At 64.2% G+C, this 26,620-nt stretch carries 23 protein-coding genes; 10 read left to right on the top strand and 13 right to left on the bottom strand.

Going from position 1 to position 26,620, the window contains the following annotated elements:
* Nucleotides 1-4 precede the first annotated feature (4 nt).
* On the bottom strand, nucleotides 5-643 hold the full coding sequence (locus tag DWB23_RS17925) for an Era-like GTP-binding protein (RefSeq protein WP_121744138.1): 639 nt from the start codon (nucleotides 641-643) through the stop codon (nucleotides 5-7).
* Between the two features lie 1,332 nt (nucleotides 644-1,975).
* Here DWB23_RS17925 and DWB23_RS17920 point away from each other — a divergent pair.
* Entirely contained in the window at nucleotides 1,976-3,670 is a 1,695-nt protein-coding gene (locus DWB23_RS17920; protein WP_121744137.1) for a Cdc6/Cdc18 family protein, read from the top strand.
* A gap of 195 nt (nucleotides 3,671-3,865) precedes the next feature.
* On the top strand, nucleotides 3,866-4,309 hold the full coding sequence (locus DWB23_RS17910; RefSeq protein WP_121744135.1) for a hypothetical protein: 444 nt from the start codon (nucleotides 3,866-3,868) through the stop codon (nucleotides 4,307-4,309).
* A 135-nt stretch (nucleotides 4,310-4,444) separates the two neighbouring features.
* On the opposite strand, the gene DWB23_RS17905 is transcribed toward DWB23_RS17910, so the two are convergent.
* A complete protein-coding gene (locus tag DWB23_RS17905; RefSeq protein WP_121744333.1) occupies nucleotides 4,445-5,398 on the bottom strand; it encodes a S24/S26 family peptidase in 954 nt (317 codons plus the stop codon).
* A gap of 256 nt (nucleotides 5,399-5,654) precedes the next feature.
* On the opposite strand from DWB23_RS17905, the gene DWB23_RS17900 reads away from it, so the two are divergent.
* Nucleotides 5,655-7,211 (top strand): DNA-directed DNA polymerase II small subunit, encoded by a 1,557-nt coding sequence (locus tag DWB23_RS17900; protein ID WP_121744134.1) that lies wholly within the window; start codon nucleotides 5,655-5,657, stop codon nucleotides 7,209-7,211.
* A gap of 172 nt (nucleotides 7,212-7,383) precedes the next feature.
* Nucleotides 7,384-8,142, top strand: a complete 759-nt coding sequence (locus tag DWB23_RS17895; protein ID WP_121744133.1) for a hypothetical protein — start codon at nucleotides 7,384-7,386, stop codon at nucleotides 8,140-8,142.
* Nucleotides 8,143-8,217: 75 nt separating this feature from the next.
* Here DWB23_RS17895 and DWB23_RS17890 read toward each other — a convergent pair whose 3' ends face one another.
* Together DWB23_RS17890 and DWB23_RS17885 are read right to left on the bottom strand one after the other, a co-directional pair.
* Nucleotides 8,218-9,900: an acyl-CoA synthetase gene (locus DWB23_RS17890; protein ID WP_121744132.1), complete on the bottom strand. Its 1,683-nt coding sequence runs from the start codon at nucleotides 9,898-9,900 to the stop codon at nucleotides 8,218-8,220.
* A gap of 357 nt (nucleotides 9,901-10,257) precedes the next feature.
* Nucleotides 10,258-10,695: a hypothetical protein gene (locus tag DWB23_RS17885; protein WP_121744131.1), complete on the bottom strand. Its 438-nt coding sequence runs from the start codon at nucleotides 10,693-10,695 to the stop codon at nucleotides 10,258-10,260.
* A 273-nt stretch (nucleotides 10,696-10,968) separates the two neighbouring features.
* Here DWB23_RS17885 and DWB23_RS17875 point away from each other — a divergent pair, with 273 nt between their 5' ends.
* The 3 genes from DWB23_RS17875 (at nucleotide 10,969) to DWB23_RS17865 (ending at nucleotide 14,105) form a co-directional block, all read left to right on the top strand.
* Nucleotides 10,969-12,147, top strand: a complete 1,179-nt coding sequence (locus tag DWB23_RS17875) for an aspartate kinase (RefSeq protein ID WP_121744129.1) — start codon at nucleotides 10,969-10,971, stop codon at nucleotides 12,145-12,147.
* Nucleotides 12,148-12,293: 146 nt separating this feature from the next.
* Nucleotides 12,294-12,608 (top strand): hypothetical protein, encoded by a 315-nt coding sequence (locus DWB23_RS17870; RefSeq protein ID WP_121744128.1) that lies wholly within the window; start codon nucleotides 12,294-12,296, stop codon nucleotides 12,606-12,608.
* Between the two features lie 147 nt (nucleotides 12,609-12,755).
* A complete protein-coding gene (locus tag DWB23_RS17865) occupies nucleotides 12,756-14,105 on the top strand; it encodes a tryptophanase (protein WP_121744127.1) in 1,350 nt (449 codons plus the stop codon).
* A gap of 68 nt (nucleotides 14,106-14,173) precedes the next feature.
* Here the strand turns inward: DWB23_RS17865 and DWB23_RS17860 are convergent, their stop codons facing one another.
* From DWB23_RS17860 to DWB23_RS17835, 6 genes are all read right to left on the bottom strand, one after another.
* Nucleotides 14,174-14,533 (bottom strand): hypothetical protein, encoded by a 360-nt coding sequence (locus tag DWB23_RS17860; RefSeq protein WP_121744126.1) that lies wholly within the window; start codon nucleotides 14,531-14,533, stop codon nucleotides 14,174-14,176.
* A 92-nt stretch (nucleotides 14,534-14,625) separates the two neighbouring features.
* The gene (locus tag DWB23_RS17855; protein ID WP_121744125.1) at nucleotides 14,626-15,783 is read right to left on the bottom strand and encodes an MFS transporter; all 1,158 of its coding nucleotides are present in this window, start codon (nucleotides 15,781-15,783) and stop codon (nucleotides 14,626-14,628) included.
* Nucleotides 15,784-15,979: 196 nt separating this feature from the next.
* Nucleotides 15,980-16,396 (bottom strand): GNAT family N-acetyltransferase, encoded by a 417-nt coding sequence (locus DWB23_RS17850; protein ID WP_121744124.1) that lies wholly within the window; start codon nucleotides 16,394-16,396, stop codon nucleotides 15,980-15,982.
* 3 nt (nucleotides 16,397-16,399) lie between these two features.
* Entirely contained in the window at nucleotides 16,400-16,936 is a 537-nt protein-coding gene (locus DWB23_RS17845) for a redoxin domain-containing protein (protein ID WP_121744332.1), read from the bottom strand.
* 146 nt (nucleotides 16,937-17,082) lie between these two features.
* Entirely contained in the window at nucleotides 17,083-17,316 is a 234-nt protein-coding gene (gene samp2 / locus DWB23_RS17840) for a ubiquitin-like small modifier protein SAMP2 (RefSeq protein WP_121744123.1), read from the bottom strand.
* A gap of 131 nt (nucleotides 17,317-17,447) precedes the next feature.
* Nucleotides 17,448-18,530, bottom strand: coding sequence for a bactofilin family protein (locus tag DWB23_RS17835; RefSeq protein WP_121744122.1), 1,083 nt, complete (start codon nucleotides 18,528-18,530; stop codon nucleotides 17,448-17,450).
* Nucleotides 18,531-18,703: 173 nt separating this feature from the next.
* Between DWB23_RS17835 and DWB23_RS17830 the strand changes: the two genes are divergently transcribed.
* Nucleotides 18,704-19,696 (top strand): replication factor C small subunit, encoded by a 993-nt coding sequence (locus DWB23_RS17830; protein ID WP_121744121.1) that lies wholly within the window; start codon nucleotides 18,704-18,706, stop codon nucleotides 19,694-19,696.
* 114 nt (nucleotides 19,697-19,810) lie between these two features.
* Here the strand turns inward: DWB23_RS17830 and DWB23_RS17825 are convergent, their stop codons facing one another.
* Both DWB23_RS17825 and DWB23_RS17820 read right to left on the bottom strand, forming a co-directional pair.
* Nucleotides 19,811-20,500: a hypothetical protein gene (locus DWB23_RS17825; RefSeq protein WP_121744120.1), complete on the bottom strand. Its 690-nt coding sequence runs from the start codon at nucleotides 20,498-20,500 to the stop codon at nucleotides 19,811-19,813.
* On the bottom strand, nucleotides 20,497-21,177 hold the full coding sequence (locus DWB23_RS17820) for a hypothetical protein (RefSeq protein ID WP_121744119.1): 681 nt from the start codon (nucleotides 21,175-21,177) through the stop codon (nucleotides 20,497-20,499). The genes DWB23_RS17825 and DWB23_RS17820 overlap by 4 nt, the downstream gene beginning before the upstream one ends.
* A gap of 327 nt (nucleotides 21,178-21,504) precedes the next feature.
* Here DWB23_RS17820 and alaS point away from each other — a divergent pair, with 327 nt between their 5' ends.
* Nucleotides 21,505-24,279, top strand: a complete 2,775-nt coding sequence (alaS, locus tag DWB23_RS17815; RefSeq protein ID WP_121744118.1) for an alanine--tRNA ligase — start codon at nucleotides 21,505-21,507, stop codon at nucleotides 24,277-24,279.
* A 101-nt stretch (nucleotides 24,280-24,380) separates the two neighbouring features.
* Here the strand turns inward: alaS and DWB23_RS17810 are convergent, their stop codons facing one another.
* A complete protein-coding gene (locus tag DWB23_RS17810) occupies nucleotides 24,381-25,691 on the bottom strand; it encodes an ArgE/DapE family deacylase (protein ID WP_121744117.1) in 1,311 nt (436 codons plus the stop codon).
* A gap of 103 nt (nucleotides 25,692-25,794) precedes the next feature.
* Between DWB23_RS17810 and DWB23_RS17805 the strand changes: the two genes are divergently transcribed.
* Entirely contained in the window at nucleotides 25,795-26,589 is a 795-nt protein-coding gene (locus DWB23_RS17805; RefSeq protein ID WP_121744116.1) for an alpha/beta fold hydrolase, read from the top strand.
* Nucleotides 26,590-26,620: the final 31 nt, after the last annotated feature.

Raw genomic sequence — 26,620 nt, 5'->3', positions numbered from 1 at the left:
TCTCTCACCCGAAGTACTCCGCGATGTTTTCGTACACTTCGTCCATGTTCTCGCCTTCTTTCGCCGACAGCGGGACGGTCTTGTGCTGTGGGAAGGCGTCCTCGATCCGCTTGACGCTCGAGTCGTCGAGGTCGATCTTGTTCGCGAAGATGAGAACGGGGAGATCCCGGGATTCGATGATGCCGATCAGCATCGTATTGACCTGCGTGATCGGATCCTTGGCGCTGTCGAGGACGTAAATGACGCCGTCGACGTCCTCGCGCAGCCAGTGCATCGCTTCCGCGACGCCTTCGGTCGCCTCGCGGGACCGACGGATCGCATCGTCTTCTTCCATCTCGTCGGTGAACTCCTCGTAGTCGACTTTCGTCGTTACACCGGGCGTGTCGACGATGTCGATGGTTACCGACTTGCCGTCGCGTTCGATCTCGACGCCTTCTTTTCTTCGTGCGCGACGCGTTTCGTGGGGAATGTGACTCTCCGCGCCGATGGCGTCACCGGTCCAGTCGCGAGCGATACGATTGGCGAGCGTTGTCTTTCCGGCGTTCGGCGGACCGTAGATGCCGATTCGTTTGGGCTCCTGTTCGGAAAACAGGCGATCCGTAACCCGAGAGATATTATCTTTGAGTTCTGTGAACAGTCCCATCCTTGGGGGCCTCCAGCACCGCGGGGTGCAGTTGCGCGTACTACAAACTGAACTCACTTAAGCCTACGTCAGACGTGTAGACAATTCAACGAGAGAGAGTTCCTCGTTCCGGTCGAAGACACGAACTGCTGAACGAAATTGCGGAGAGAACGATGACCAACGATGAGGAGGGGGCAGTCAAGAGAGATGATCAGAAGAGACGATTATGGGAAGACGGCCAGGGGAGACAATCAAGGGAGACGATCACGATGTGAAGAGGAGACTGGAAGAATATGGGTGTGATCGGATGTGAAAATGAGTAGGGTTGATTATGGGAACAAATTTATGAGTTTTCATTAGATGTGTTCTAGTAGCACACCACAAGAGAGACCCCCACCCCTTCGTTTCGAGTGGAGATGGACGAGCCGGTGGGTGGATGAACCGACGGAATCGGCTGGGATCGGGGAAAGATCGTCTCTTTACTACCGAGAAAAGGATAGAGAAGGGTGTTAGCCGATCGAATTCGGTAACGAGAGTCATTCTAGTAACTCGAGTCGCTTATAGAGACGTTTCTAGTAGGTCCTAGTAACTGTAACACCAATCTCTAGTAAAATATCTGTTTTGCTAGTGCTACGGACCGAATTTCTCAGCCATGGTAATAAAACTTCCCATCCCACAGACCTCTCATCCCCCCTCCCCCTCTCTCGTCACGTTCCACCTGAAACGAAGGGGTGGGGGGTTGGCGGCAATCCCTTTCTTTCTTCTCGGTTCTTGTACTCACACTCCCGAGCACGTTCTCACACCGGACGTAGTCGATCGATGTCGTCCACTCGATGCTGTCTGATGGTAACACACCGATCCAGCGTACTTTCACTCGCGGGCTCACGCCACTCGACCGGTGAACTCGTATCCGTTTCTCGAGTTCTTTCTCCCGAACTCGTACTGGATTGCCCGCGGGCGGACTATTCGCCAGCGATCCGCTGTTGGATATCCGACATCTATCAACTCTCACCGGCGACCCGCCGACGGCACCGACCAGTAGTACACCACTACGTCTCGTAATCGACTCGAAACGGACGTGGGTCCACTGTCACGACTCGTGATAACTGCTCGTATTTCGCCAATCACCCGTTCTCAGGGTATCACACGCCCTAACCGAGTATCGAACTGACCCGATCCGTCGAACGAAGGGAAGAATTTAATACGATGGTTTTCCTCTGTTTCGTTTGCATCAACTGGACCCGCGCCGGCTGCATGAAATAGTGAATTGGCCCACATAGGCCATTTACTACGCTATTTTCATGCTTTCGGGCCGGGAATTCCACTCGAAACGAGGGGGTATGTGTACGACGGATGTCAAACGATTCAGAAACCACGAGAGAGGAGGCCGATATCGACGAGACAGCGGGGTTCTCGAACTTCGAGGGCTCCGATCTCGACGACGAAGAGTCGAGCCAGGGGCTGTTCGACGATCTACTCAGCGGTGAACCGATCTTCGAGAACAAAGAGGTCCTTCGCCCCTCCTACACGCCGCACGAACTCCCTCACCGAAGCGATCAGATCAACAAGATGGCGACCATCCTCGTCGCTGCGCTCCGCGGCGAGACGCCGTCGAACATTCTCATCTACGGCAAGACCGGGACGGGCAAGACCGCGAGCGCGAAGTTCGTCAGCAAGGAACTCGAGAGCACCTCCCAGAAGTACAGCGTTCCGTGTGACGTCGAGTACATCAACTGTGAGGTCACCGACACCCAGTACCGCGTGCTCGCACAGCTCGCGAACAAATTCATCGAGAAGAACGAAGCCCGGATCGACGATCGGGTCGACGATCTCGAGGCCCTGATCGACGACCTCGAGGAGTACGAGTCGACGGCCGCGTCCGACCCCGGTTCCGCGGTGAACGCTCGGGACGAACTCGGTGAACCCGACCGCTCCGATCCGAACAGCGCGTTCGACGGACCGGATGCGGATATCGGCGACGACTCCATTTCGACTGAAACCGACGCCGATACTGACGCCGCTATCGACGCTGCTGCCGGAACCGAAACCGCCGTCGACACCGCCGCGGATCGTCCGGCCCATCCGCTCGAGGAAACCTCGTTCGGATCCCGAAGCGATATCGAAGCCCGCATCGAGAGCCTCGAGGAGGACAAAGAGTCGTTCGAGGAGGTGCCGATGACCGGGTGGCCGACCGACCGCGTCTACAGCGTCTTCTTCGACGCCGTCGATTACGACGAACGGGTCGTCGTCATCATGCTCGACGAGATCGACAAGCTCGTCGAGAAAAGCGGTGACGACACGCTCTACAACCTCTCGCGGATGAACTCCGAACTCGAGAACTCCCGGGTCTCGATCATCGGGATCTCGAACGACCTGAAGTTCACCGACTTCCTCGACCCGCGCGTCAAGTCCTCGCTGGGCGAAGAAGAGATCGTCTTCCCGCCCTACGACGCCAACCAACTGCGGGACATTTTGGAGCACCGCTCGAACGTCGCGTTCAAGGCCGGTGCGCTTTCGGACGACGTGATCCCGCTGTGTGCGGCCTTCGCCGCACAGGAACACGGCGACGCGCGTCGCGCCCTGGACCTCCTTCGCACGGCCGGCGAACTGGCCGAACGCTCCCAGACGGAGACGATCGTCGAGGACCACGTTCGGCAGGCACAGGACAAGATCGAACTCGACCGCGTGGTCGAAGTCGTCCGCACGCTGCCGACACAGAGCAAACTCGTCCTCTTTTCGATCATCCTGCTCGAGAAAAACGGCGTTCACAGCATCAACACGGGCGAGGTGTTCAACATCTACAAGCGCCTGTGCGAGGAGATCGACGCCGACGTCCTGACCCAGCGGCGGGTGACGGATCTCATCAGCGAACTCGACATGCTCGGGATCGTCAACGCCGTCGTCGTCTCCAAGGGTCGCTACGGCCGGACCAAGGAGATCAGCCTCTCGGTTCCACTCGAAGAGACGGAGGCCGTTCTCCTCTCGGACTCTCGGCTGAGCGATATCGACGACGTACAGCCGTTCGTTCAGGCGCGCTTCGAGAACTGATTCTACGCGAAGAAGCGACGGGCCGTCATCGCGACGGTGTTGCAGGCGGATCGTCGGAGCACGTGTCCGTACAGACTGTCTCTCGAGATGTACGCCGTGATCTCCCCGTCGTGTGCGAACTGCGTTTCCGAGGTCGAATCCGTCCCAGCGGGGCTCAACGATGGACCAATATACGTCGAGTGAGTTCGGTTCGACATGAAGCGACGGGCCGTCATCGCGACGACGGCGAGTCTCGCCTCGCTCGCCGGCTGCGTCTTCACCGACGGCAAGATCGAGTACGATCGCGGTGGGATTGACGTCGTCATCGACGGCTCCCCGGTCGATCTCTCCGCGGACCGATTCCAGTCCGAACACGCCGAAAACGACTCGATCGAGTTCCATCTCCACGAGCGAGACGAGTACTGGTACATGGAGGGCGAGGAACCGGTCACGTTCGTCGAGGGACTCGATCTCCTCCCTCACTTCGAGTACGCCCGGAACGGCGACGATCACGTCGTCACGATCAACGGAATCGCCTACGACGGCGGCGATTCCGACACGGAACTGTCGTTTGTGGTCAACGGAGAAACCGTCGATCCGGCGGAGTACGACGTCCGCGACGGCGACGAACTCCGACTCGAGATCACGACTTCCGCGTGATCGGGCCGCCTATTCGATCGCGGGAGTCGTCGCGGGTGCTGGTTCACCCCGAGTCGCTTCTCGACCACCGTCGGTTCGACTCGAAACGGTGCCGTCAAAAATCGTTTCACCGGCGGGCGGCCGGTGATCGCGAACTCAGGTTCGATGTCGACCGATCGCGACGGCGACGCCCGCGCCGGTACCTGCGATTCCCGTCGCGCCGGCGAGTCCGGCGTGTGCGGCTGATGGCCTGGGGTCGATCGATGCCGCCGGATCGTCGTAGATCACCGGAGATGGAGCCATTGTGCCCCCGAGAATCGAATCGAACGCCAGTCGGACGTGGCCGAGCCACGGGATCCGGAACATCGCCTTGCCGGTGACCCAGTCAGGTCTAACGACGTCGCTGATACCGTTCCCGTACTGATCGTAGCCGTCGTTGTTATCACCTTTCGTGATGAACCCATCGTGTTTCGCCGGGCACGTGTACACCTCGTCACAGGTCGCGTCGCCGATGATCTCTTCGTCGGCTTTGGTATCCACCCAGTTTTCGCCCTCTTCGACCCAGAAGTGCGCACGGTGGATCACCGGCGTCTCCGCTGGATTACCGTTGGGCTGGAAGATGATGACGTCGCCAGCGCCGTTGAACTTCTCGTGACCGCTCTCCGCTCCCTGCTCAAGCGGGACGACACCGGTGTTATCGACGGAGCCGTCGCCGACGAATCGGTCGTCGGCGACGACGAAAATCAGGTCGCCTTCCTGCATGTTCGGCTCCATACTGCCGCTCTCGACGGCGACCAGCGGCGGCCAGATGCCACTGATACCGAAGAGAATGAGGCCGATGACGGCGACGATAGCGACGCTGCCGAGGATATCCCGCACCATCACGACCGTTCCGTCCTCGGATTTCAGGAACCAGCGGACGACGCCGTCGTCCTCGATCGTCATTCCGTTGCGGGTGGTGGGGTTGGGACCGGCGGCCGTTTCGGGCGTGTCGGACGATTCCCCGGGCGGACTCCGGTTGTCGTCTGCGCTTCGACCCTGCCGATCACGGGTATACTCGCCGCGATCACCGGAGTCGTCAGGTGGATCGCCGGGGTTAGAACCGCTCATCGTCACCCGTTTTGCCGGGACGCACAATCAACCTTCTGCTCCGTCAACTTCCGGTGAGACGGGATATCGATACCGCGGAGAGACACGGTAAACGCCGTCGCTTTCGTCAGATTCGATCGCGATCCACCGTCAACGCCGATCGAATCGACAGGTTCACTGGTACCGATGGCAGGTATCGGTTCGAAATCTCGACCCCGTCGCTCACCGATCGCACTATTACGGTATCCTTTTCTCTCCGCTCGCGAATGCGAAGGGTGTGCCACTCGAGGCGTCGGCCCGGATCGTCAGCGAACTCACCAGTCGCGGCTACAACGCCGAGCGCGAAGCGGTGACCCACCTCGCGTCGGCCGACGATCCGCAGGCCGCCCTCGAGCGCGTTATCGAGACCCTTCCCGAGGATGCGCTGGTCGTTCGATCCGATCACGTTCGAACGACGCTTTCGGCGTCCGACCCGACCTCGAAACCGGGAGCGGGCGGTTCCGAACCCGACGGCGAAGACCCCTCCGCTTCAACTGGAGCCACCGTCTCGGATCCAACCGCCATAGGAGGGTATTCTCCAGTTGAAACGAAGGGGTCTACAGACGCCGAGAGATCGGTCGATCCCGCGTTGCGATCGCTCGAGATCGATGGGGATATGACCGGCCAGAGTACGGGGACGGGCGAGTACAGCGATTTCGTCGCCGTCTTTCGGGATCGACTCGAGCGATTAGGGGCAAAACTGCGAAGCCGGATCAATCACCGACCGGCGACAGCGATCCAGAAGATGCCGGGCGGCGGCGAGGTGGCGATGGTCGGGCTGGTCAACGACATCCGGTCGACGGCGAGCGGCCACTGGTTGATCGAACTCGAGGACGCCACCGGGACCTTCCCGTGGCTGGTGATGAAAGACCGGGAGTACGCCGATCTGGTCGAAGAACTGCTCTGCGACGAGGTGTTGGCCATGGAGGGAACCCTCGCCGACGACTCGGGAATCGCGTTCGTCGACTCGATGTACTTCCCGGATATCCCCCGGACGCACGAGCCGTCGACGGCGGATCGCCACGTCCAGGCGGCCCTGATTAGCGACGTGCACGTCGGCAGTCAGGAGTTCATGCACGACGCCTGGAACCGGTTCGCCGACTGGCTCCACACGGAGCAAGCCCAGCACGTCGAGTACCTGTTGATCGCGGGCGACATGGTCGAGGGCGTCGGTATCTACCCCGATCAGGACGAGGAGCTCGACATCGTCGACATCTACGACCAGTACGAAGCCTTCAACGAATACCTCAAGCGGGTTCCCGGCGACATCGAGATCGTCATGATTCCAGGAAATCACGATGCAGTTCGCCTCGCGGAGCCCCAGCCCGGGTTCGACGAGGAACTCCGCGGGATCATGTCGGCTCACGACCCGCGGATCGTGAGCAATCCGTCGACGGTGACGCTCGAGGGCGTCTCCATACTGATGTACCACGGCGTCTCGCTGGACGAAGTGATCGCGGAACTGCCCGAGGAGAAGGCGAGCTACGAGGAGCCACACAAGGCGATGTATCACCTTCTCAAAAAGCGCCACGTCGCCCCGCAGTTCGGCGGCCACACGCGACTCGCACCCGAAGAGCAGGACTACCTCATCATGGAGGACGTTCCCGACATCTTCCACACCGGCCACGTCCACAAACTCGGCTTCGGGAAGTACCACAACGTGCTCGCGATCAACTCCGGCTGCTGGCAGTCCCAGACGGATTTTCAGAAGAGCGTCAACATCGATCCAGACGCCGGCTACGCGCCCATCGTCGATCTCGATACGCTCGACGTGACCGTTCAGAAATTCAGCTGACAGCTCCTGGCCGTTCGGACGCTCGCGAAACGTCATCCACGCGCTGCCCGCACACTTCCCGTACGTTGCTCGCACATTTCCCGTATCCTACTCGCATATTGCCCGCACACCGCTCGCACGCTCCCCGTACACTGGATGTACTTTATCACCGCGCTTCTCGAAGTATCCGACGATGGTCTCGATAGTCGGTGTGGTTCTCGTCGCTAGCGGTCTCGCGGCGGTGCACATCGGCGCCCGCCGACTCCGATTCCTCCAGGGCGTTCCTCGAAGCGGCTGGCTCTCGCTGTGTGGCGGCGTCTCCGTCGCGTACGTTTTCGTCCACTTACTCCCCGAGATCACGGACCACCAATCCCGAGTCGTCGAAGCCGTCGAACCGACGAACATCGTCCTCGAGGCGACTCACGAACGATCCCTGTTCATCGCGGCGCTCGTCGGATTCACGCTCTTTTACGGACTCGAGCAGATCGCTCGGCGATCGCGTCGCGAGCCGGACCGGCGGGCGACCGACGGGACGACGATCCACTCTGGAGCGAGCGTGTTCTGGATACACATCGGCTCGTTTACCGCGTACAACGCACTCATCGGCTATCTCTTATTGCATCAGGAGGAGACTGGCCTCTCGAGCCTGTTGCTCTACGGGACGGCGATGGGGCTTCACTTCGTCGTCAACGACTACGGTCTGCGCGAGCACCACCGGGAGGTCTACGATCGCGTCGGCCGATGGCTGCTCGCCGGCGCGATCCTCGTCGGAACGCTGATCGGACTCCTCGTCGGCCTTCCCGAGATCCTCATCAGCCTCCTGCTCGCGTTTTTGTCCGGCGGCATCATCCTCAACGTGATCAAGGAGGAGCTTCCCAGGGATCGCGAGAGCCGATTCTGGGCGTTCGTCGCCGGGATAATGGGGTACACCGGTATCTTGTTGCTCGTGTGACGTCCCGATCGAATCTGTGGCCGGACTCGGAAGTAGCGGTCGGCGGCACGGATCGAGCGCTCGCTTTAGTCCGTCTCAGGTCGTCTCGGCGTCCGTTTCGGTCTCATCCTGGAGCTCCGTTCGGCGGATCTTCCCCGTGACCGTTTTCGGGAGTTCGTCGCGGAACTCGATCTCGCGGGGGTACTCGTGGGCCGACAGTTCGGTTTTCACGTGGTTCGTGATGTCCTCCTCGAGGTCCGCCGACGGCGTCACACCGTCGCTGGGAACGATGTAGGCCTTCACGATGTTGCCTCGCTCCCGGTGTGGCTTCGGGACGACGGCGGCTTCGGCGACGGCCTCGTGTTCGCCGAGCGAACTCTCGACCTCGAAGGGACCGATGCGGTAGCCCGAGGAGAGGATGACGTCGTCGGCCCGGCCCTCGAACCAGATGTAGCCGTCCTCGTCCGCGTGCGCGAGGTCGCCCGACAGGTACCACTCGTTCTCCGGCCCGTCGACGAAGCAGTCCGCGGTCTGCTCGGGCTTCTCCCAGTACTCCGCGAAGAAGCAGGGGTAGTCCCCGCGCTGGGCGATCTCGCCGGTCTCGCCGGGCTCGAGCACCTCGCCGGTCTCGGGGTCGACGACGGCGGCCTCGATCCCGGGCAGCGGTTTCCCCATCGAACCAGGCCGAACGTCCATGGACGGATAGTTGTTGATGATCATGTTTCCCGTCTCGGTCTGGCCGTAGGTGTCGTGGATGGTGACGCCGAGAGTCTCCTCGCCCCACTCGACGACGCCCGCCGAGAGCGGTTCGCCGATCGAGAGCGCGTGGCGGAGATCCAGCGAGACGTCCTCGAGAACCGCCTCGTGTTCGCGGAGCATCCGGTAGGCCGTCGGCACCGAGAACAGGACGGTGATCGGATAGGCGTCGAGGAGGTCGGCCCACGCCTCGGGGTCGAACTCGCCCTCGTAGGTGAACAAGGCGGTACCCCAGTACCAGGCACCCAGCGTGTTGATCGGCCCGGTCAGCCAGCCGAGGTCGGCCGTCGACCAGTAGCAATCGCCCGCCTGCAAGTCGGCGGCGTACTTCTGCGTGGCGGCAACGCCGGCGACCCACCGGTGTTTGTGGAGTACCCCCTTCGCCAGCCCGGTCGTGCCGCTGGTGTAGTACAGCAGCGCATCGTCCTCGCCGCCGGTATCCGCCGCTTCGTACTCGCGGCTCGCCGTCTCCATCTCGGCGCGGTAGCTGACGTCGCCGCGTCGGATCCCCGTCCCGTCGTCGCTGACGACGATGACGTGTTCGACCGAGGGGGCGTCCTCGAGCGCGTCAGCGACGATATCGCGATTGTCCGCGGTAGTGACGACCGCCGTCGCGTCGCAGTCGGCCAGTCGATACGAGATGCCGTCGGGGCCGAACCGCTCGTTGATGCCGCCGAAGACGGCACCGCGCTTGAGCGTTCCCACCAGCGCGACGTAGTGTTCGGGGATCCGCGGCATGTAGGAGAAGACGCGGTCGCCTCGTTCGATCCCCAGGGACTCGAGGACGTTCGCGAACCGGTTCGTCGCCTCGGCCAGTTCCCAGAACGTCGTCGTGGTCAACTCCCCGTCCTCGCTCACCTGGTAGAGCGCGACCGTCTCGTTGTTCTCGGCGTGGCGGTCACAGACCTCGTGGGCGATGTTCAGTTCCTCGGGCGCGTCCCAGTCCGCTGCCTCGTAGATGTCCGTCCACGCGAATCCGTCCCGCACTTGCTCGTAGTCGGGCATGTTGTGGTCAGATACCATACACCGGACGCCATCGCTTGCGGCAATAATTGCTTCGGGTATTTTCACAGCCGAGATACTGGAGAAAACCCGCGACCGCAGAGACGGACGTCGTTCTCGCGCGTCCTCGGCGTCGGCGATCGGTGCGTCTCGTCGTCGCTATAGTCACAACTGAAACGAGTTACACACCGATCGCATCCCCGCAGTTCTCGTTCACTTCGTTCGCTCACGGCTCGCAGGGCTCACCGTTCGCGTTCCCGCGGTTCTCGCTCACTTCGTTCGCTCCGAACCGCGCTCGCTCCGAACCGCGCTGGCCTCGTGCGATCTGGTGTGCAGTGACGTTCAGTGGCTCCTATAAGAATGGGGATGGCGCGTCGACTAGGGCTCGAGTCGAAACCGAACCGTCGGGGAGCCGTCGAAGCGCGGACCGCGTCCCCGTCGCTCGAATCCGAGTTCTTGGGCAGCCGTCTCGATGGTCTCCGTGTCGGGCGAGACCAGCACTTCGACGGCCATCGATTCGCGCTCGGCGAACCGAACCGGCTCGGCGAGCAGTCGCTTGCACGCTTCGCTCGTTCCGTCGAGCTGGGTCACGTGGACGGTGTCCGCTTTCGCGTCGAAGCTGATGAATCCCAGCAGATCCTCGGGATCGGAGCCCTTGTACTGTGACTCCGCGACGTCCATGTTCGGATCGTGGGCCCCGTCCTCGGCGACGCGCACCGTCCGGTCGTGGACCAGGTTTCGCATCACGTCGGTCGGCGAGTCGGCGATCGACGCCAGCGCGTCGGCGTCCGCCTCGAGAGCGTCCCGTACGTTCATTGTCGTGTGGCAATGCTACGCACGAACATAAATCCCGCCCGCGATCCCGGCAACGTGATGACGTCTCGAGAGACCCTCTCGGGCAGCGACACGATCTGTGGCCACGTACGTCGAATCCGCTGTCACCAGCTATTCGAACGAGGTCCTCGCGCTCGCTCGAGCGGCGAACGACGGTAAAAATACGAACGATGGACACAGTTATCTGCTCGCTCTGGTAACGGAGTGGCATATGAGCGAAGCGATTATCAGTCGAGTCGGGGATGAGGTGGCAGTATGCGCGTCGTAGCCAAATTCGGCGGCACGAGTCTCGGGAGCGGGGATCGTATCAACCGCGCGGCGGATTCGATCGCGGCGGCCGTCGAGGACGGTCACGAGATCGCTGTCGTCGCCAGCGCGATGGGATCGACGACCGACGACCTGCTCGACGACATCACCTTCGAGACGGACGAAGCCGACCGCGCCCAGATCGTCAGCATGGGCGAACGGACGTCCGTCCGGATGTTGAAGGCCGCACTGTCGGCTCGCGGCATCGACGCGACGTTCCTCGAACCCGGCGGCGACGACTGGCCGGTCGTCACCGACGAGTTCGGCGAGGTCAACGTCGAGGAGACCCAGAAACGCGCCCTCGAGGTCGCCGAGGGCCTCGAGGACACCGTCCCGGTTCTCACGGGCTTTCTCGCGGAAGGGCCGGAGGGCTCGATCACGACGCTGGGCCGCGGTGGCAGCGACACCACGGCCGTCATGATGGGCAAGTACATGGACGCCGACGAGGTCGTCATCGTCACCGACGTCGAGGGCGTCATGACCGGCGATCCCCACGTCGTCGAAGGCGCTCGCAACGTCGGCGAGATCTCCGTCGACGAACTCCGCAACCTCTCCTTTCGCGGGGCCGAAGTCGTCGCGCCCTCCGCACTGTCGTACAAGGGCGGCAACCTCGACGTCCGGGTCGTCCACTACCAGCACGGCGATCTGCTCTCCGGCGGCACCAGCATCGAGGGCGAGTTCAAGAACCTCGTCGACCTTCGCGAGCGGCCGCTGGCCTGTCTGACCGTCGCCGGCCGTGCGATCCGCAATCAGCCCGGCATCTTCAACCACCTCTCGAAGGCGCTTTCCGAGAGCGATATCAACATCGATGCCGTCGCCAGCGGGATGGATACGGTCACGTTCTACATCGACGAGGAGGAGGCCGAACGCGCCGAGAACATCCTCCACCGCGAGGTCATCGCTCGAGACGAACTCTCGAGCGTTACGGTCGACTCGCCGATCGCCGTCATTCGCGTCACCGGCGGCGAACTCCCCAATCAACCGGGGATCATCAGCGAGATCGTTAACCCGCTCGCCGAGGAGCGGATCCACCTGCAGGACATCATCACGAGCGCGACCAGCGTCGCGCTCTTCGTCGAGTGGGACGACCGCGAGGAGACCCTCGAGTTGACTCAGGACCTCTTCTAAGGCTCGATTCGCGGCTCTTGGCCGTTTTTTCCCTCGGGCGGCGCTCGAGGCTCCTCGTTTCGACTGCAGCCTCGGTTCGCGTAGTCGGTCCGTGAATCGTTGGTAACGGGTTCGTAACGAATACCGCGAGTATCACAGCCGCTGTTATGAGTTCGAATTCGACAGGAACGGACGTGTTCGAAGACGTCGACCCCGATCCGGATGCGGTCCTCGCCGAGTTCGGCGTGGAATCGCCCGACGATCTCCTCGAGGCGGACGGTGCCCACGATCCGGTTGCCGACGAGCGGGTTCGTGACGAGGGTCGGAGTGGCGACGGCGGCCTCGAGTTCGCCGGCGATCCGGACGGGACGATCACCGTCCACTCCGAGTCCTCGAACGAGACGGAACTCGTCGGTCCCGACCCGACGCCGACGCGGATCACCAATGACGTCTTCCGTAGCGTCGACGCCGATATGCGCTGATTCTCCGAACCCTCGCGAGCCGTTCGTGATGGGCCGTCGCCGATTCCGTCCATTGATGGACCGATCCGTCCGAGAGCGGACGCCTCGAGACGCCAGCGGACACGAGATTCCAGCTAGACTGAACACGCGCGGCGACGTGTAACGAATATGGTCGCGTACAAGTCGAAAATGGTCGAACGGATCCGGCTCCCCTCTCGAGAACGACGCGAACGGGCGCTCGAGGAGGCCGGTTACAATGTTTTCAATCTCGCTGCGGAGGACGTCTTCGTCGATCTCTTGACCGACAGCGGAACCGGCGCGATGAGCGACGCCCAGTGGGCCGCCCTGATCCGGGGCGACGAGTCCTACGCCGGCTCGCGGAGTTTCGACGAGCTCGAGTCGGCCGTCCGGGAGGTGATGGGGTTTTCGCGCGTCGTGCCGACCCATCAGGGCCGCGGGGCCGAGAACGTCCTGTACGGGACGCTCGTCTCGGAGGGTGACGTCGTACTCAACAACATGCACTTCGATACGACGCGGGCCCACGTCGCGAATCAGGGCGGCGATCCGGTCGACTGTCCGGTCGAGGCCGCACACGATCTGGCGGCGGACGAGCCGTTCAAGGGCAACTTCTCGATCGAGCGCGCCCGCGAGGTCGTCGACGACGTGGGGGCCGAAAACGTGCCGCTGGTGATCTCGACGATCACGAACAACTCGGCGGCGGGTCAGCCGGTCAGCGTCGAGAACACCCGTCGCGTGAGGGCGTTCGCGGACGAGATCGACGCGACGTTCGTGATCGACGCCTGTCGGTTCGCCGAGAACGCCGCCTTCGTCAGGGAGCGCGAGGCGGCGTTCGCCGACGGCGCTGAAATCGTCGAGATCGCCCGCGAGCAACTCGGCTACGCCGACGCGCTCGTCATGAGCGGAAAGAAAGACGGGCTGGTGAACGCCGGCGGCTTCGTCGCAACCGAGGACGACGCGCTCTTCGAGCGCTGCAAGCAGCGGGCGATCCTCTACGAGGGCTTCCCCACGTACGGCGGAATGGCCGGACGAGACGTCGCCGCGATGGCCGTCGGTCTTCGGGAGGCCGTCGAGGAGGCGTACGTCACGGACCGCCTCGAGCAGGTTCGCGGCTTCGCCGCGATGCTCGAAGACGCCGGCGTGCCGATCTACACCCCGCCCGGCGGCCACGCCGTCTATCTCGACGCGAGCGCCGCGCTCCCCCATCTCTCGTCCGACGAGTTCCCGGGCCAGGCGCTCGTCTGCGCCCTCTACCGAGAGGGCGGCGTCCGCGGTGTCGAACTCGGGAGCTTCGCCTTCCCCGACACTGACCGACCGGAACTGGTCCGACTCGCGATCCCCCGTCGAACCTACCACAAAGAACACCTCGAGCACGTCGTCGAGACGGCCGCGGTCGTTCTCGAGAACCGAGAGACGATCTCCGGGCTCGAGGTCGCCACCGAACCCACGGTTCCCGAGCTACGCCACTTTACGGCGGCTCTCGAGCCGATCCCGCTCTAATCGGTTCGCGGGCGTGAGACGCCGACACTCTCGAAACGTGTCGAAAATCGACCGCAGCCGATCGCCGGTTACTTCGAAAGCATTCCTCGAGCGCGGTCTCGCAGGCCCGACTCCGTCTCGGACTGGTTTCCGAGGCGCTGTTTCGCCACGTTTCGTACGCCCCGCTTTGCCGGTTCGGAGGTCGCGATGCCGACCGCCCAGTCGGGAACCTGCGATTCGAGCTCCCGGCGCTTCTCCGCCTTGAGTTGGCCGTACTTTCGCAACGCGAGCCCGACGCCGATGAACATCCCGGCGTCCAGCAGTTCCCGACGGAACCGGTTTCGGTCGTTGCGTACCGCGATCGCCTTGACCAGCGAGAGGCCGCCGATCGCGAGGTAGAGCTTCGAGCTTTTCGATGGGTCGCCGCTGAGTACCTGTCCGAAATCCATGCGACGCGACGTACCACGTTCTCTCTGATAAAGCTCCGCCGGAACACGCCGGCACGCGCCTCCGCGACCGCTGATCGCCGACCGGTACCGATTCAACTCGGTAGGCGCCCCGTCCGCTCGAGGAGGACGAGGACAACGACCGTGGTCCCGAGGAAGAGCGCGGCGCTGGCGAACACCGAATCGTAGGAGTAGCCGCGCTCGATAAACAGGCCCAAAACGTACGAACCGAGCGCCTGGGTGAGCATCCACGCGGAACTGAACACGGCGTAGGTACTGCCCCGCGTCGAATCCGGGAGCGTGTCGAGGAGGTACGTGTCCGTGGCGGGGAACATAGCGTGAATGACGAAGCCGACGATCCCGCTGATCGCGGCCAGCGCAACCAGTCCTTCCACGAGTGTCAACGCGAGCAGGCTCGCGGCGAACGCGCCGACGATTCCCAGCAGGTACGGAACGTGCGGGAATCTGTCCGCCAGGTCGCCGCTGAAGTAAAACGCGGGAACGCCGGCGGCGAAGACGATCGTGAGCATCGCCCCCGCGGCTCGATCGGAGAGTCCCTTCGACTGCATGTACAGTTCGTAGAAGTTGAACAGGCCCTGCCAGATGAACGACGCCGCGCCGACGATTATCAGCGCCGTCACGACGAGACGCCACTCCGAAAGCGCGCCGGCAACGAAGTCGCGATCGGCCCGTCCCGCCCTCGGCATGTCGGTTCCCCTGGCGGCGAACCACGTGTACGCCGTTATCACTGCGGCACCGACGGCGATCGTCCACAGCGAGAGTCGCCAGTCGATGACGAGCGTGAGGGCGACGAAGGGGGCCGCGACCACCGCGGCAGTCTGGCTGGAAGCCCCGTGAATACCCATTACGCGGCCGATACGCGCCGGGTACAGCTCGCTCAGCAGCGGATTCGCCGCGACGAAGTACACGCCGGAGGCGATGCCCATGAGGAAGGCCCCGGCCATGAGCTGTGGGACCGTCATCGCGGTCGCCGTGATTCCGGACGCGACCGCGAGGATCACTCCGGACCCGATCACGACGCTGTGTCTCGGAACTTTCGTGAGCAGCCACCCGGTGGGCAGTCGAAGGGACGCGCTTCCGACCCACGCGAGCGTGACGATGAGTCCGGCGGTCGCCTCGCCGATCGCGAACTCGCCGATGAACACGTCCAGAAGCGGTGCGAAGATAATTCTGGCGAGGTTGAGCAGGAAGACGAGACCACAGAGGGATGCGAAGAGTCGAGCACGGGCCACGGCCGGTATTCCCAGCAAGAGGCCTCAAACGTTCCGGAACCGGAATGCCTCGTGCTGTTTCGCTTTCACGACTATCTCGGAGATCCCGAAGCCACGCCACTGATCGCCGCGGTACTACGACAGCTCGTGGTCTGGTCGGGCGTGCAGAGTTCGAGCGCTGTACTGACCGCCACCGTACTACCGACGGCTCGTGCGATTACGGTCGCTCACTCGCCACCACGACGCCTCGATACCGTCGGTCGTCGATCGGCTCGATCGAAAAGTCGAGCGCCTCGTAGAACGAACGGACGCCGTCGTCGAACTGCGCCGTCAGCCGTCCCTCGCGCTCGAGCGCGCGTTCGATCAGCCCGGTGCCGATGCCGCGCGCCCGGTGGCGACGACGCACGCCGATCGCGGAGATGTGTGCGCCGCGCTCGCCGGCGTCGGATTCGAGGACGATCGTTCCGAGGACGCGCTCGCTCGAGTCCGTCCCTCCGCGGTTGTCGCCGGCGACGAGGACGTTCCCCTCGGCGATTCGACGCTCGACGTTTCCCGGCTCGAGCATGGCCGCGTCGAGGATGCGCCGAACCTCGAGAATATCGTCCGTGGTGGCAGTGCGGACGTAGCCGTCCATTCGTCAGGTCCGTTGGTCGATGGTCGTCAACAACTCGTCGATCTCGGGCCGATCCAGATTGGTGTGGCCGCGATAGGTTTCGACGACGCTGATCTCTCCCTCGTCATCGATATCGAGGACGATCGCGGCGGGCATCCGACCGACGACGTCGAAGTGTTCGCCGAGCGCGCCGAGGCGGACCGGTTGATCGAACGTCTCGCCCGTGGTCGCCTCCGGATCAGCACAGAGCGGGAACGGAAGGTCGTACCGATCCTGCCACTTCTGGACGCGTTCTCTGGGCTCGGGAACGACCGAGACGACCTGACACCCCCGGTCGCGGAACTCGTCGTAGCGGTCGGCGACGGCGCGGACCTGGCGACGACACTGCCCGGCGTGGTGATCGCGGTGGAGCAAGAGGAGGATGGCGTCGTAGGCCGGATCGGGATCGTCGGTCGTCGTGGGATCGGCCGGTTCGACCGGTGCCGCCAATTCGGCGAGCGTGAGCGGGTCCGGACCCGGACCGACGTTCTCGAGGGTCACTTCGGCGGCGGTAGTTGTCATGCGAACGGCTACGACGGTCGCCGTGAAAACGCTCGGGCTTTCATACGGTCTGCTGTACGTCATTCGGTGCAGCCGGGACCTGTCCTGCGGTTGCACCGGTAAATCGTTACAGCAGACCGTATCAGCGGTCCGGTCCCCGCGTCCGGCTACTCGGTCGAGCCGCCCTTGATCAGCCGCAACACCGTCATACGGTCGCTTTCGACCGGTTGATCCTCCGGAACCGGGCGACCGTCGACGAGCACGCTCACCTCGTGGGGGCTGAGATCGATCTCGCGAAGCACGTCCTGATAGGTCGGCGTCGCGTCGGTGTTCGTCCCTGACACCGCCTCGAGATCGATCTCGTGGGTGTCCTCGCCCTTGACGTCGACGGTGACGTGCATGGTCGTCGTTACGAGGGCACAGACTTGAGCGCGTCGCTCGAACCGTGCTCGCGCGTGTCACCGTCGAACTGCGTCGTTTGCGGAGCCTCGAGCGAGCGCTCGCGTTCGCCGACGGTGGCCATCGCCACGCGTCAGTCGGTCGTCGGGCCGTCGGAGCCGACACCGCTTCGCGGCTCCTGTTTCCCGACCGTCCGTCGGTGGGCGTACAGACCGAACGTGAGCGCACCGAGCCCCAGCAAGAAGACGAGGAGGTTGATCAGCCCGCCGACGATGGGGATCTGTGCGAGAATCGCGCCCGCGACGAGTCCGACGACGAGCGCGAGCCAGCGGTTGGTCACGCCGACCGTCGAGAGGAGCCACGCGGCCACGGCGTACCGGCCGTAGACGGTCCCGATCCAGATGACGAGGGCGAATCCGAACGCGCCGACGATCGAGAACGGAATTCCGACGATCGTGATCGCGATCAGGACCAGGAGAACGGGGACGACGACGAGCACGCCGAACCCGACCAGCCCGGATCGCACGGGGCTGCTCGCGACTCGGTTCGCGATTCCGTCGGAGAAGCGGGGGAACAGCGCGAGTAACGCGGCTCCGAGCAACAGATTCAACGCGAGCACGTACGCGGCGAACAGCCACGAGGCGATCGGCTGAATCGTCGGCCCCAGATCGGTGCCGACCGAGGAATCCTGCTGGACCTCGCCCGCGACGGCGGCGGTGTTCCCCTCGAGACTCCCGCTGTATCGGAGATCGCCCGCAATCGCGCCGCTGTCGCCGAGTTGGATCGTATCGGCTCCGATATCCGCGTCGCCCTCGAGCGTACCGTCGATGGCGACGTTTCCGGCACCGGCCGAGACGTCGCCGCCGACGGTCGCGCCCTCGGCGACCGTGAAACTGCCCGCGGCGACTTCGACGTCGCCGTCGACGGTTCCGGCTATCGTCACGCTTCCGGCGGCGGCCTCGAGATCACCGCCGACGTCGCCCTCGATCCGCACGTCGCCGGCGACCGCGCTGACGTCGCCGGTGACGGTTCCCTCGACGATGACGGTTCCCGAAAACGCCTCGAGGCTGTCGACCGTTTCTCCCTCCTCGACGACGACCGTGCCGCCGGTCCGTGCGTCCGACTGCGCTACGGCCGTGATCGGGATCGTTCCGAGGACGACGAGAGCGAGGACGGCGACGACGAGGATCGTTCGTGATCGGCTGGTGGTCCGCATACGAACTCGTACGCCGTGTGCCGCAAAAAATACGTTACTGTATTGTCAATAACGGAAACTGTCCGTCGTCCGTGGTGGTCGCGGGTCATCCGTCGGTGCGCATTCGAAGGCCGGATTCGAGACCGACGGTGGCGTTCGGTCGTTTTATCTTTCGCCACTCCCTCTCGAGTGGTATGAGCGAGGCCGACGCCGAGGCGGCGGAGTCGACTCCCGGCAAGACCGAAGTCTGGATCGAAAAGTACCGACCGGAGCGACTCGACGAGATCAAGGGCCACGAGGATATCGTCCCGCGCCTGCAAAACTACGTCGAGCAGGACGATCTGCCCCACCTTTTATTTGCAGGCCCAGCAGGCACTGGAAAAACCACGGCTGCCAAGAGCATCGCTCGAGAGGTCTACGGCGATGATTGGCAGGAGAACTTCCTCGAACTCAACGCCTCGGACCAGCGGGGGATCGATGTCGTCCGCGACCGGATCAAGGACTTCGCGCGCGCTTCCTTCGGCGGCTACTCCCACCGAATCATCTTTCTGGACGAGGCCGACGCGCTGACCTCCGACGCCCAGTCGGCCCTGCGCCGGACGATGGAGCAGTTCTCGAACAACACCCGGTTTATCCTCTCGTGTAACTACTCGAATCAGATCATCGACCCGATCCAGTCGCGGTGTGCGGTGTTCCGATTCACCGAACTCTCCGAGAAGGCGATCGAGGCGCAGGTGCGCGAAATCGCCGCCACCGAAGCTATCGAGGTCACCGACGACGGCGTCGACGCCCTCGTCTACGCGGCCGACGGCGACATGCGAAAGGCGATCAACGCCCTGCAGGCCGCCGCCGTGATGGGCGACGCGGTCGACGAGGAGACCGTCTTCGCGATCACCGCGACGGCCCGCCCCGAGGAAGTCGAGACGATGGTCGGTCACGCCATCGAGGGCGACTTCACCGCCGCTCGAGCGGCGCTCGAGGATCTCCTGATGGACCGCGGCCTCGCCGGCGGCGACGTGATCGACCAACTCCACCGCTCCGCCTGGGAGTTCGACATTCCGGAGCGGGCGACGGTTCGCCTGCTCGAGCGACTCGGTGAGGTCGACTATCGGATTACGGAAGGGGCGAACGAGCGACTGCAGCTCGAGGCGATGCTGGCGTCGCTAGCGCTCGAAAACGACGCCTAACGTCCGGTCTCGATCGCTCGGCATCGCTCTCAGTACCCAGTAACGGTCGAGCGGAGGCGTCCCGAACGCGACGTCGTATCCGAGAGCCGTCGGCCGCGATATCCCCGGCGACGACTACGACTCCGAGCGTCCGCGCTCGAGTCGCGCCGCAACCGTCGTTCGAATCGCGGCCTGCCAGTAGGCACCGACGATTCCCAGGGGGACGAGCCAGAGCACGCTGAAGGGCAGATACGACTCGAGGCTCCGCGGCGGGGCACCGGCGACGAACTGGCTGGCACTGACGGCGGCGACGACCGTGAGCATCGTGACGAACAGCAACTGGGACTCGTCGCGATGCCCGGTATTCCAGGGACGGAGCGAACCCGTCCGACGAATGTCGGCCGCAAACAGCGCGAGCGCGCTCGCGGCGCTGCCGACGGTGAGCGCGATTATCGTGTCCAGCCCGAGGGCGTACTGGCCGGCGGCCATGTGGCCGAGCGTTACGGGCACCAGCGGCAGCGTAAACGACAGCGCGGGGCCGCCGTTCCAGGTCGCGTACAGGAACGGAACGATCGTCACCGCCGCCGCTGCGAGCGCGATCAACACGGTACTGACCATGTCGAATCGCTCCGTCAACGTCTCGAGGGCTTCGCCGTTGATCGTGAGTACCGACCCCGCGTAGCTGACGGCGAACAGACCCACAAAGACCACGAGGAATCCGATTGCGACGCGCGTTCGACGGCGTTCGACGCCGCTCAGCGGATGCTCGAGGACGGTGTCGATGGTGGGTTGCCAGCCGAACGCGTGGTGATCGTCGGTGCTCACGGTTCCTCCGTGATGACCGTCGCGACGCCCTCGTAATCGCGCTTCTCGTTGTCGAGGTCGATCACGGTCGGCGAAACGTTCCAGCCGGCTTCGGCGTAGATGGCCTCCATCGCCTTCCGGCCGCGTTTGTAGGAGGCGATTCCGTGGATCGGCCGGGCACCCGAATCTTGGTGGGCCTGCACCGAGACGATGCCTTCGAACGACCAGCAGCGAACGTGGAGGCGGTCGCTGGTGCCGTAGTAGGTTTCGGCCGCCGTCGCCTGCTGCGGGACGAATACGTCGTCCGTGCGATCCCACGCGAACCGGATGTACTCCTCGGGATGACGAAGCCAGCCCTCGTCCTCGAGGACGCCCATAACGCGTTCGAGACCGTCCCCCTCGACGTCGATTTCGGGGACCACGACGACGTTGATCGGTGCGGTCGCGACGAACGAATCGAAGTCGGCCCTGTCGACGCCGTCGTCGATCGGCTGGTACTGGTGGCGTGCGATCGGCGTCTCGGACTCGTCGGTGATCGTCCCGTCGACCCACTCCATCACGGCAGCCGGCGGTTCGACTCCTTCGACCGTCCGATCGATCGACGTCGCGTTGGGTGGCGACGGCAACGCGGCGATCGCGGCGACTGTCCCGACGCCAGTCAGCGCGCCGGTTCGGAGCAGTGATCGTCTCGTTTGCACGCGTGGATCACGCCCGACGAGCCGATGGTCCCTGCGGTATCGCCAGTACCGTTGCCGCCGGCTTCGAGCGCCGTTCTCGAGGCGAGCGTAGCCGTGTTGTCCGCCGATCTCGCCCGGATCCTGTCATAAGATTATTACGTTATAATAAGACTCTCTTCCGTTACCATATGCTTTTCTATCGGGATGGTCGACGTGCGAGCGGCGTTCCCGATAACGGTGGTACGGCGGTGACGTCAACTCCCTCAGTGACGTCGCTGGCGGCGGAGTTCGGGTTCGAAATAGCCGTTGCGGAACTGTTTTAGGCGCTGGCTCGCCAACACACGTGTAATGAGCGAACTTGCGGAAGCGTACCGCCTCGAGTACTTCGAGGAGGAAGGATTCGAACGCAAGGAGTGTCCCAATTGTGGCGCTCACTTCTGGACCCGCGATCACGAACGGGTAACCTGCGGTGAGCCACCGTGCGAGGAGTACGGCTTCATCGAGAACGCCGGCTTCGACGACGAGTACAGCCTCGAGGAGATGCGCGAGGTGTTCCTCTCGTACTTCGAGGAGCACGGTCACGAGCGGATCGATCCCTACCCCGTCGCGGCCAACCGCTGGCGGGACGACGTCCTGCTTACGCAGGCGTCGATTTACGATTTCCAGCCCCTCGTCACGAGCGGCGAGACGCCGCCGCCGGCGAACCCGCTGACTATCTCCCAGCCCTGCATCCGGATGCAGGACATCGACAACGTCGGGAAGACGGGTCGCCACACGATGGCTTTCGAGATGATGGCCCACCACGCGTTCAACACGCGCGAGGACGCCCTCGACAAGTACGCCTACGAGGGCGAGGTCTACTGGAAGGACGAGGCCGTCGAACTCTGCGACGGCTTCTTCGAGTCGCTCGGCGTCGACCTCGAAGAAGTCATCTACATCGAGGATCCGTGGGTCGGCGGCGGTAACGCCGGTCCCGCCATGGAGGTCATCTTCCGCGGCGTCGAACTCGCCACGCTCGTCTTCATGTCGATGGAACAGGACCCCGACGGCGAGTACGAGATGAAAGACGGGAACCGCTACAGCCCGATGGACACCTACATCGTCGACACGGGCTACGGGTTAGAGCGGTGGACGTGGGTCTCCCAGGGCACCCCGACTGTCTACGAGGCGGTCTACCCCGACATGATCGCCTTCCTGAAGGACAACGCGGAACTCGCACACACCGACGAAGAGGAGCAACTGCTCCACCGCGCCGCAAAGCTCGCGGGTCACATGGACATCGACGAGGCCGAGGACATGGAGACCGCTCGCGGCGAAATCGCGGCCGAACTCGGCGTCGACGTCGACGAACTCACCGCGTTGATGGAGCCCCTCGAGGATATCTACGCCATCGCGGATCACTGTCGTACCCTCGCCTACATGCTCGGAGACGGCATCGTCCCCTCGAACGTCGGCACGGGCTATCTGGCGCGGATGGTGCTCCGACGCACGAAACGGCTCTGTGACACCGTCGGCGTCGATGCGCCGCTGGACGAACTCGTCGACATGCAGGCCGAACGCCTCGAGTACGAGAACCGCGACACGATCCGCGACATCGTCCGCACCGAGATCGAGAAGTACCGCGAGACGCTCGAGCGCGGCGGTCGCCGGGTCGAAACGCTGGCCGAGGAGTACGCCAAGAAGGGCGAGCCGATCCCGACCGAGGAACTCATCGAACTCTACGACTCACACGGCATCCAGCCCGACATGGTCGCGGAGATCGCCGAGGAAGCGGGTGCCGAGGTCGACGTGCCGGACGACTTCTACAGCCTCGTCGCGAAGCGCCACGACACGCCCGAGGGTGCCGGGGCGGCTGAGGAGAACGAGGAGGAACGATTCGAGGATCTTCCGGAGACGGAGAAACTCTACTACGACGATCAGGAGCGGACGCAGTTCGAAGCCGTCGTACTGGACGTCTTCGAGCGCGAGGGCGGCTACGACGTCGTCCTCGACCAGACGATGTTCTACCCCGAAGGCGGCGGTCAGCCCGCGGACGTGGGATCGCTGTCGACGGACGACGCGACGGTCGAAGTCGAAGACGTCCAGATCGTCGACGGCGTCATCCTCCACCGAACCGACGACTCCCCCGGAAAAGGCGAGTTCGTCAACGGACAGATCGACGCGACCCGTCGACGCCAGCTTATGCGCCACCACACGGCGACGCACATCGTCATCCACGCGGCCCGACAGGTTCTCGGCGAGCACATCCGGCAAGCCGGCGCGCAGAAGGGCGTCGATAGTTCGCGGATCGACATGCGTCACTACGCCCGCATCAGCCGCGAGGAGATCAAGCGGATCGAGTCCCTCGCCAACGAGATCGTGATGGACAACACCGCGGTCACCCAGGAGTGGCCCGACCGCCACGACGCGGAAGCGGAACACGGCTTCGGCCTCTATCAGGGTGGCATTCCGCCGGGCGAGCAGATCCGACTGATTCACGTCGACAGTGACGTTCAGGCCTGCGGCGGCACCCACGTCGCTCGAACCGGCGATATCGGCTCGATCAAGGTGCTCAGCACCGAGCGCGTCCAGGACGGCGTCGAACGCATCACCTTCGCGGCCGGCGACGCGGCGCTCGAGGCGACCCAGCGCAAAGAGGACGCCCTCTACGAGGCCGCCGAGATTCTCGACGTCACGCCGGAGGAGGTGCCGGCGACCGCCGAGCGGTTCTTCGAGGAGTGGAAGGCTCGAGGCAAGGAGATCGAGGACCTGACGGAACAGCTCGCCGCGGCCCGGGCCGGCGGCGGGGGCGGCAGCGAGGAGGTCGAGGTCGGCGATACGGCCGCGGTCGTGGACCGCATCGACGCCGACATGGGTGAACTGCGCGCGACCGCGAACGCCCTGGTCGAAGAGGGCAAGATCGCGGTCCTCGGAAGCGGCGAGAGCGGCGCTCAGTTCGTCGTCGCCGTGCCGGACGAGTCGGGCGTCAACGCCGGCGAAGTCGTCGGCGAACTCGCCGGTCGCGTCGGCGGCGGCGGCGGCGGTCCGCCGGACTTCGCGCAGGGCGGCGGTCCCAACGTCGAGGACCTGGACGAGGCGCTCGAGGATGCGCCGGACGTGTTACGGCAGGTCCAGGACGCCTGATCGGCCGGTTTTCTCGGTCTCGAGGCGTCCGTTTCACAACTTTGCTCTCGCTCGCGTTCCGGTTTTCTCGGTCTCGAGCAGGAGGCATCTCGTGCGTGCAGCTACGCCGATTCCGCGACGCCGCAGTAGTCGATCGCCGAGGTCGCGAGCGTCCGTGCGGTCTCGAGCAGCGACGTGACCGTCGTGTACTCGTCGACGCCGTGGAGGTTCGGGCCGTAGGGACCCGCCGTGACGACCGGCACATCGTAGTAGCGCTGGTAGAACCGCTCGTCGAGGGCGGCGTTGCCGCCGACGAACGTGCCCTCCTCGCCGGTGATCGACTCCGCGTTCCCGCTGACGATCTCGACGATATCGGCGTCTCGAGGTACCTCGTGGGGCGCGGCGTTCCAGCCGGTCCACTCGACGGTCGGCGGGTTCTCGGCGAGCCACTCGTCGTCGTTCGCGGCGTCCTCGATCGCCCCGTCGATTGCGTCGCGAACGTCCGCTCTGCTCTCTCCCGGCGGCCAGCCGACGCGGCCCTTCATGAGTATCTCGGCGGGCACCGAGGCGGGCCAGTCGCCGCCCTCGACGACGCCGATATTGATGTTGGTGACGCGGCCCTCGAGCGACGGATCGGCCCCGTAGGCGGGCGGGAAGTCGATGCTTGCCTGGCGCTCGTCGTTCAGTTCCTCGAGCGCGGCGCGGACGAGACAGGCCTTGTCGAAGGCGCTGACGCCCTGGTGGCCCCACGCGGCGTGGGCCTTTTTGCCGGGGACGGTCACGTCGAAGAACATCACGCCGGCGCTGGCGATGCCGACGTTCGGGAGGCCAAACGGTTCCGGGATGATCGCCGCATCCGGGACGTAGCCGCGCTCGAGGACCGAGAGGAGACCGCCGACGCCGCCCGCTTCCTCCTCGATCGTACTCTGCACGATGAGGTCGCCCGCGAGGTCGACGCCCTCGTCGGCGAGGGTCTCGACGGCGAGGAGTATCGCGGCGAGTCCGCCTTTCATGTCCGAAACGCCGCGACCGTAGAGCCTGTCACCCTCGCGGCGAAGCGTCCAGGGGTCTGACTCCCACGCCGACTCCGGGTCCGCCGGGACGACGTCGATGTGACCGGAGAGCGCGAGCGTCGGCCCGTTTCCTTCGCCGGGAATCTCCACGACCGCGTTCTCCCGTCCCTCGTAGCCGTGTTCGTCGTACGACGACGTCCGGAAGAAGCCCGGATGGTCCTCGAGCGCCTCCGCGCTCGGTTCCCACGCGTCGACCTCGAGACCGAGTCGGTCGAACTTTTCGACCATCACGGTCTGTCCGCGCGGCTCGTGTCCGGTCACCGACTTCGCAGCGACGAGTCGCTCGAGGATCGACAGCAGGTCGTCCTCTCGGTCGGCGATTCGGTCAGCGACTCGTGCCTTCGCGTCTCGCTCGTTCATGCCGGCATATCGCGCGTCGGTCTGATATAGGTGTACACTGGGGCCGTCGCGGCGACGCTCGAGAACCGAAACCGTCGCCTTGCTGCGTCGAGACCGTTCTCGTATGCCCACCGCATCGAACGGCACCGTTTCGCTGTACTACGACCGCGCGGGCGAGGACGGGGCCGACGGCGAGTCGGTCGTCTTCGTCTCCGAGGCCGGCCTCGGCGGCTGGCTGTGGGGCTGGCAACACGCCGCCCTCGCCGGTCCTCACGAGGTCGTCGTCTGGGACCTCCGCGGAACCGGCCGGTCGGACGCGCCGTCCGGACCCTACGCCCTCGAGACGCTCGTCGCCGATCTCGAGGCGGTCCTCGTCGACTGTGAGATCCGCACGGCCCACCTCGTCGGCTGCGGATTGGGCGGGACGATTGCGCTTCGCGCCGCTCGAGACCTGAGTCGGGTCGAGACGCTGACGCTCTTCGGGACCGCGGCGCGGGAATCGGCGTTCGAGCTCGACCCGCTGTTCGCGCCGCTGAACGATTCCGAAGCGCTCCGGGACTCGCTTTCGGCGGGGCTCTCGGACGAATTCTGCGAGTCCCAGCCCGAGGTCTGTGATGGAGTCGTCGACTGGCGGAGCGATGGTGACGCGGATCGGGCGGGATGGGAGGCGCAGGTGGCCGCACTCGAGAGCTTCGACGCGACCGACTGGCTGGTCGAGGTCACCCAACCGACGCGGATTTTGCACGGTGGGGCGGACGAACTGGTGTCGCCTTCGGCCGGCCGGGACCTCGCTCGAGGGCTGCCTCGAGGGGAGTTCGACGTCCTCGAAGGGGCGGGTCATCTGTGCCAGATCGAGCGCTCGCGGACGGTCAACGATCGGATTCTGGGCGTTCTCGAGGCTCACACCGATGACGGGTGACCGGCCGAGGAAAGCGACCGCCCTCGCCGAT

The organism is Natronorubrum halophilum (assembly GCF_003670115.1).
GTDB lineage: Archaea > Halobacteriota > Halobacteria > Halobacteriales > Natrialbaceae > Natronorubrum > Natronorubrum halophilum.
Note: the sequence above shows the minus strand (reverse complement) of the source record. Positions and strands in the feature narration are given on the sequence as shown.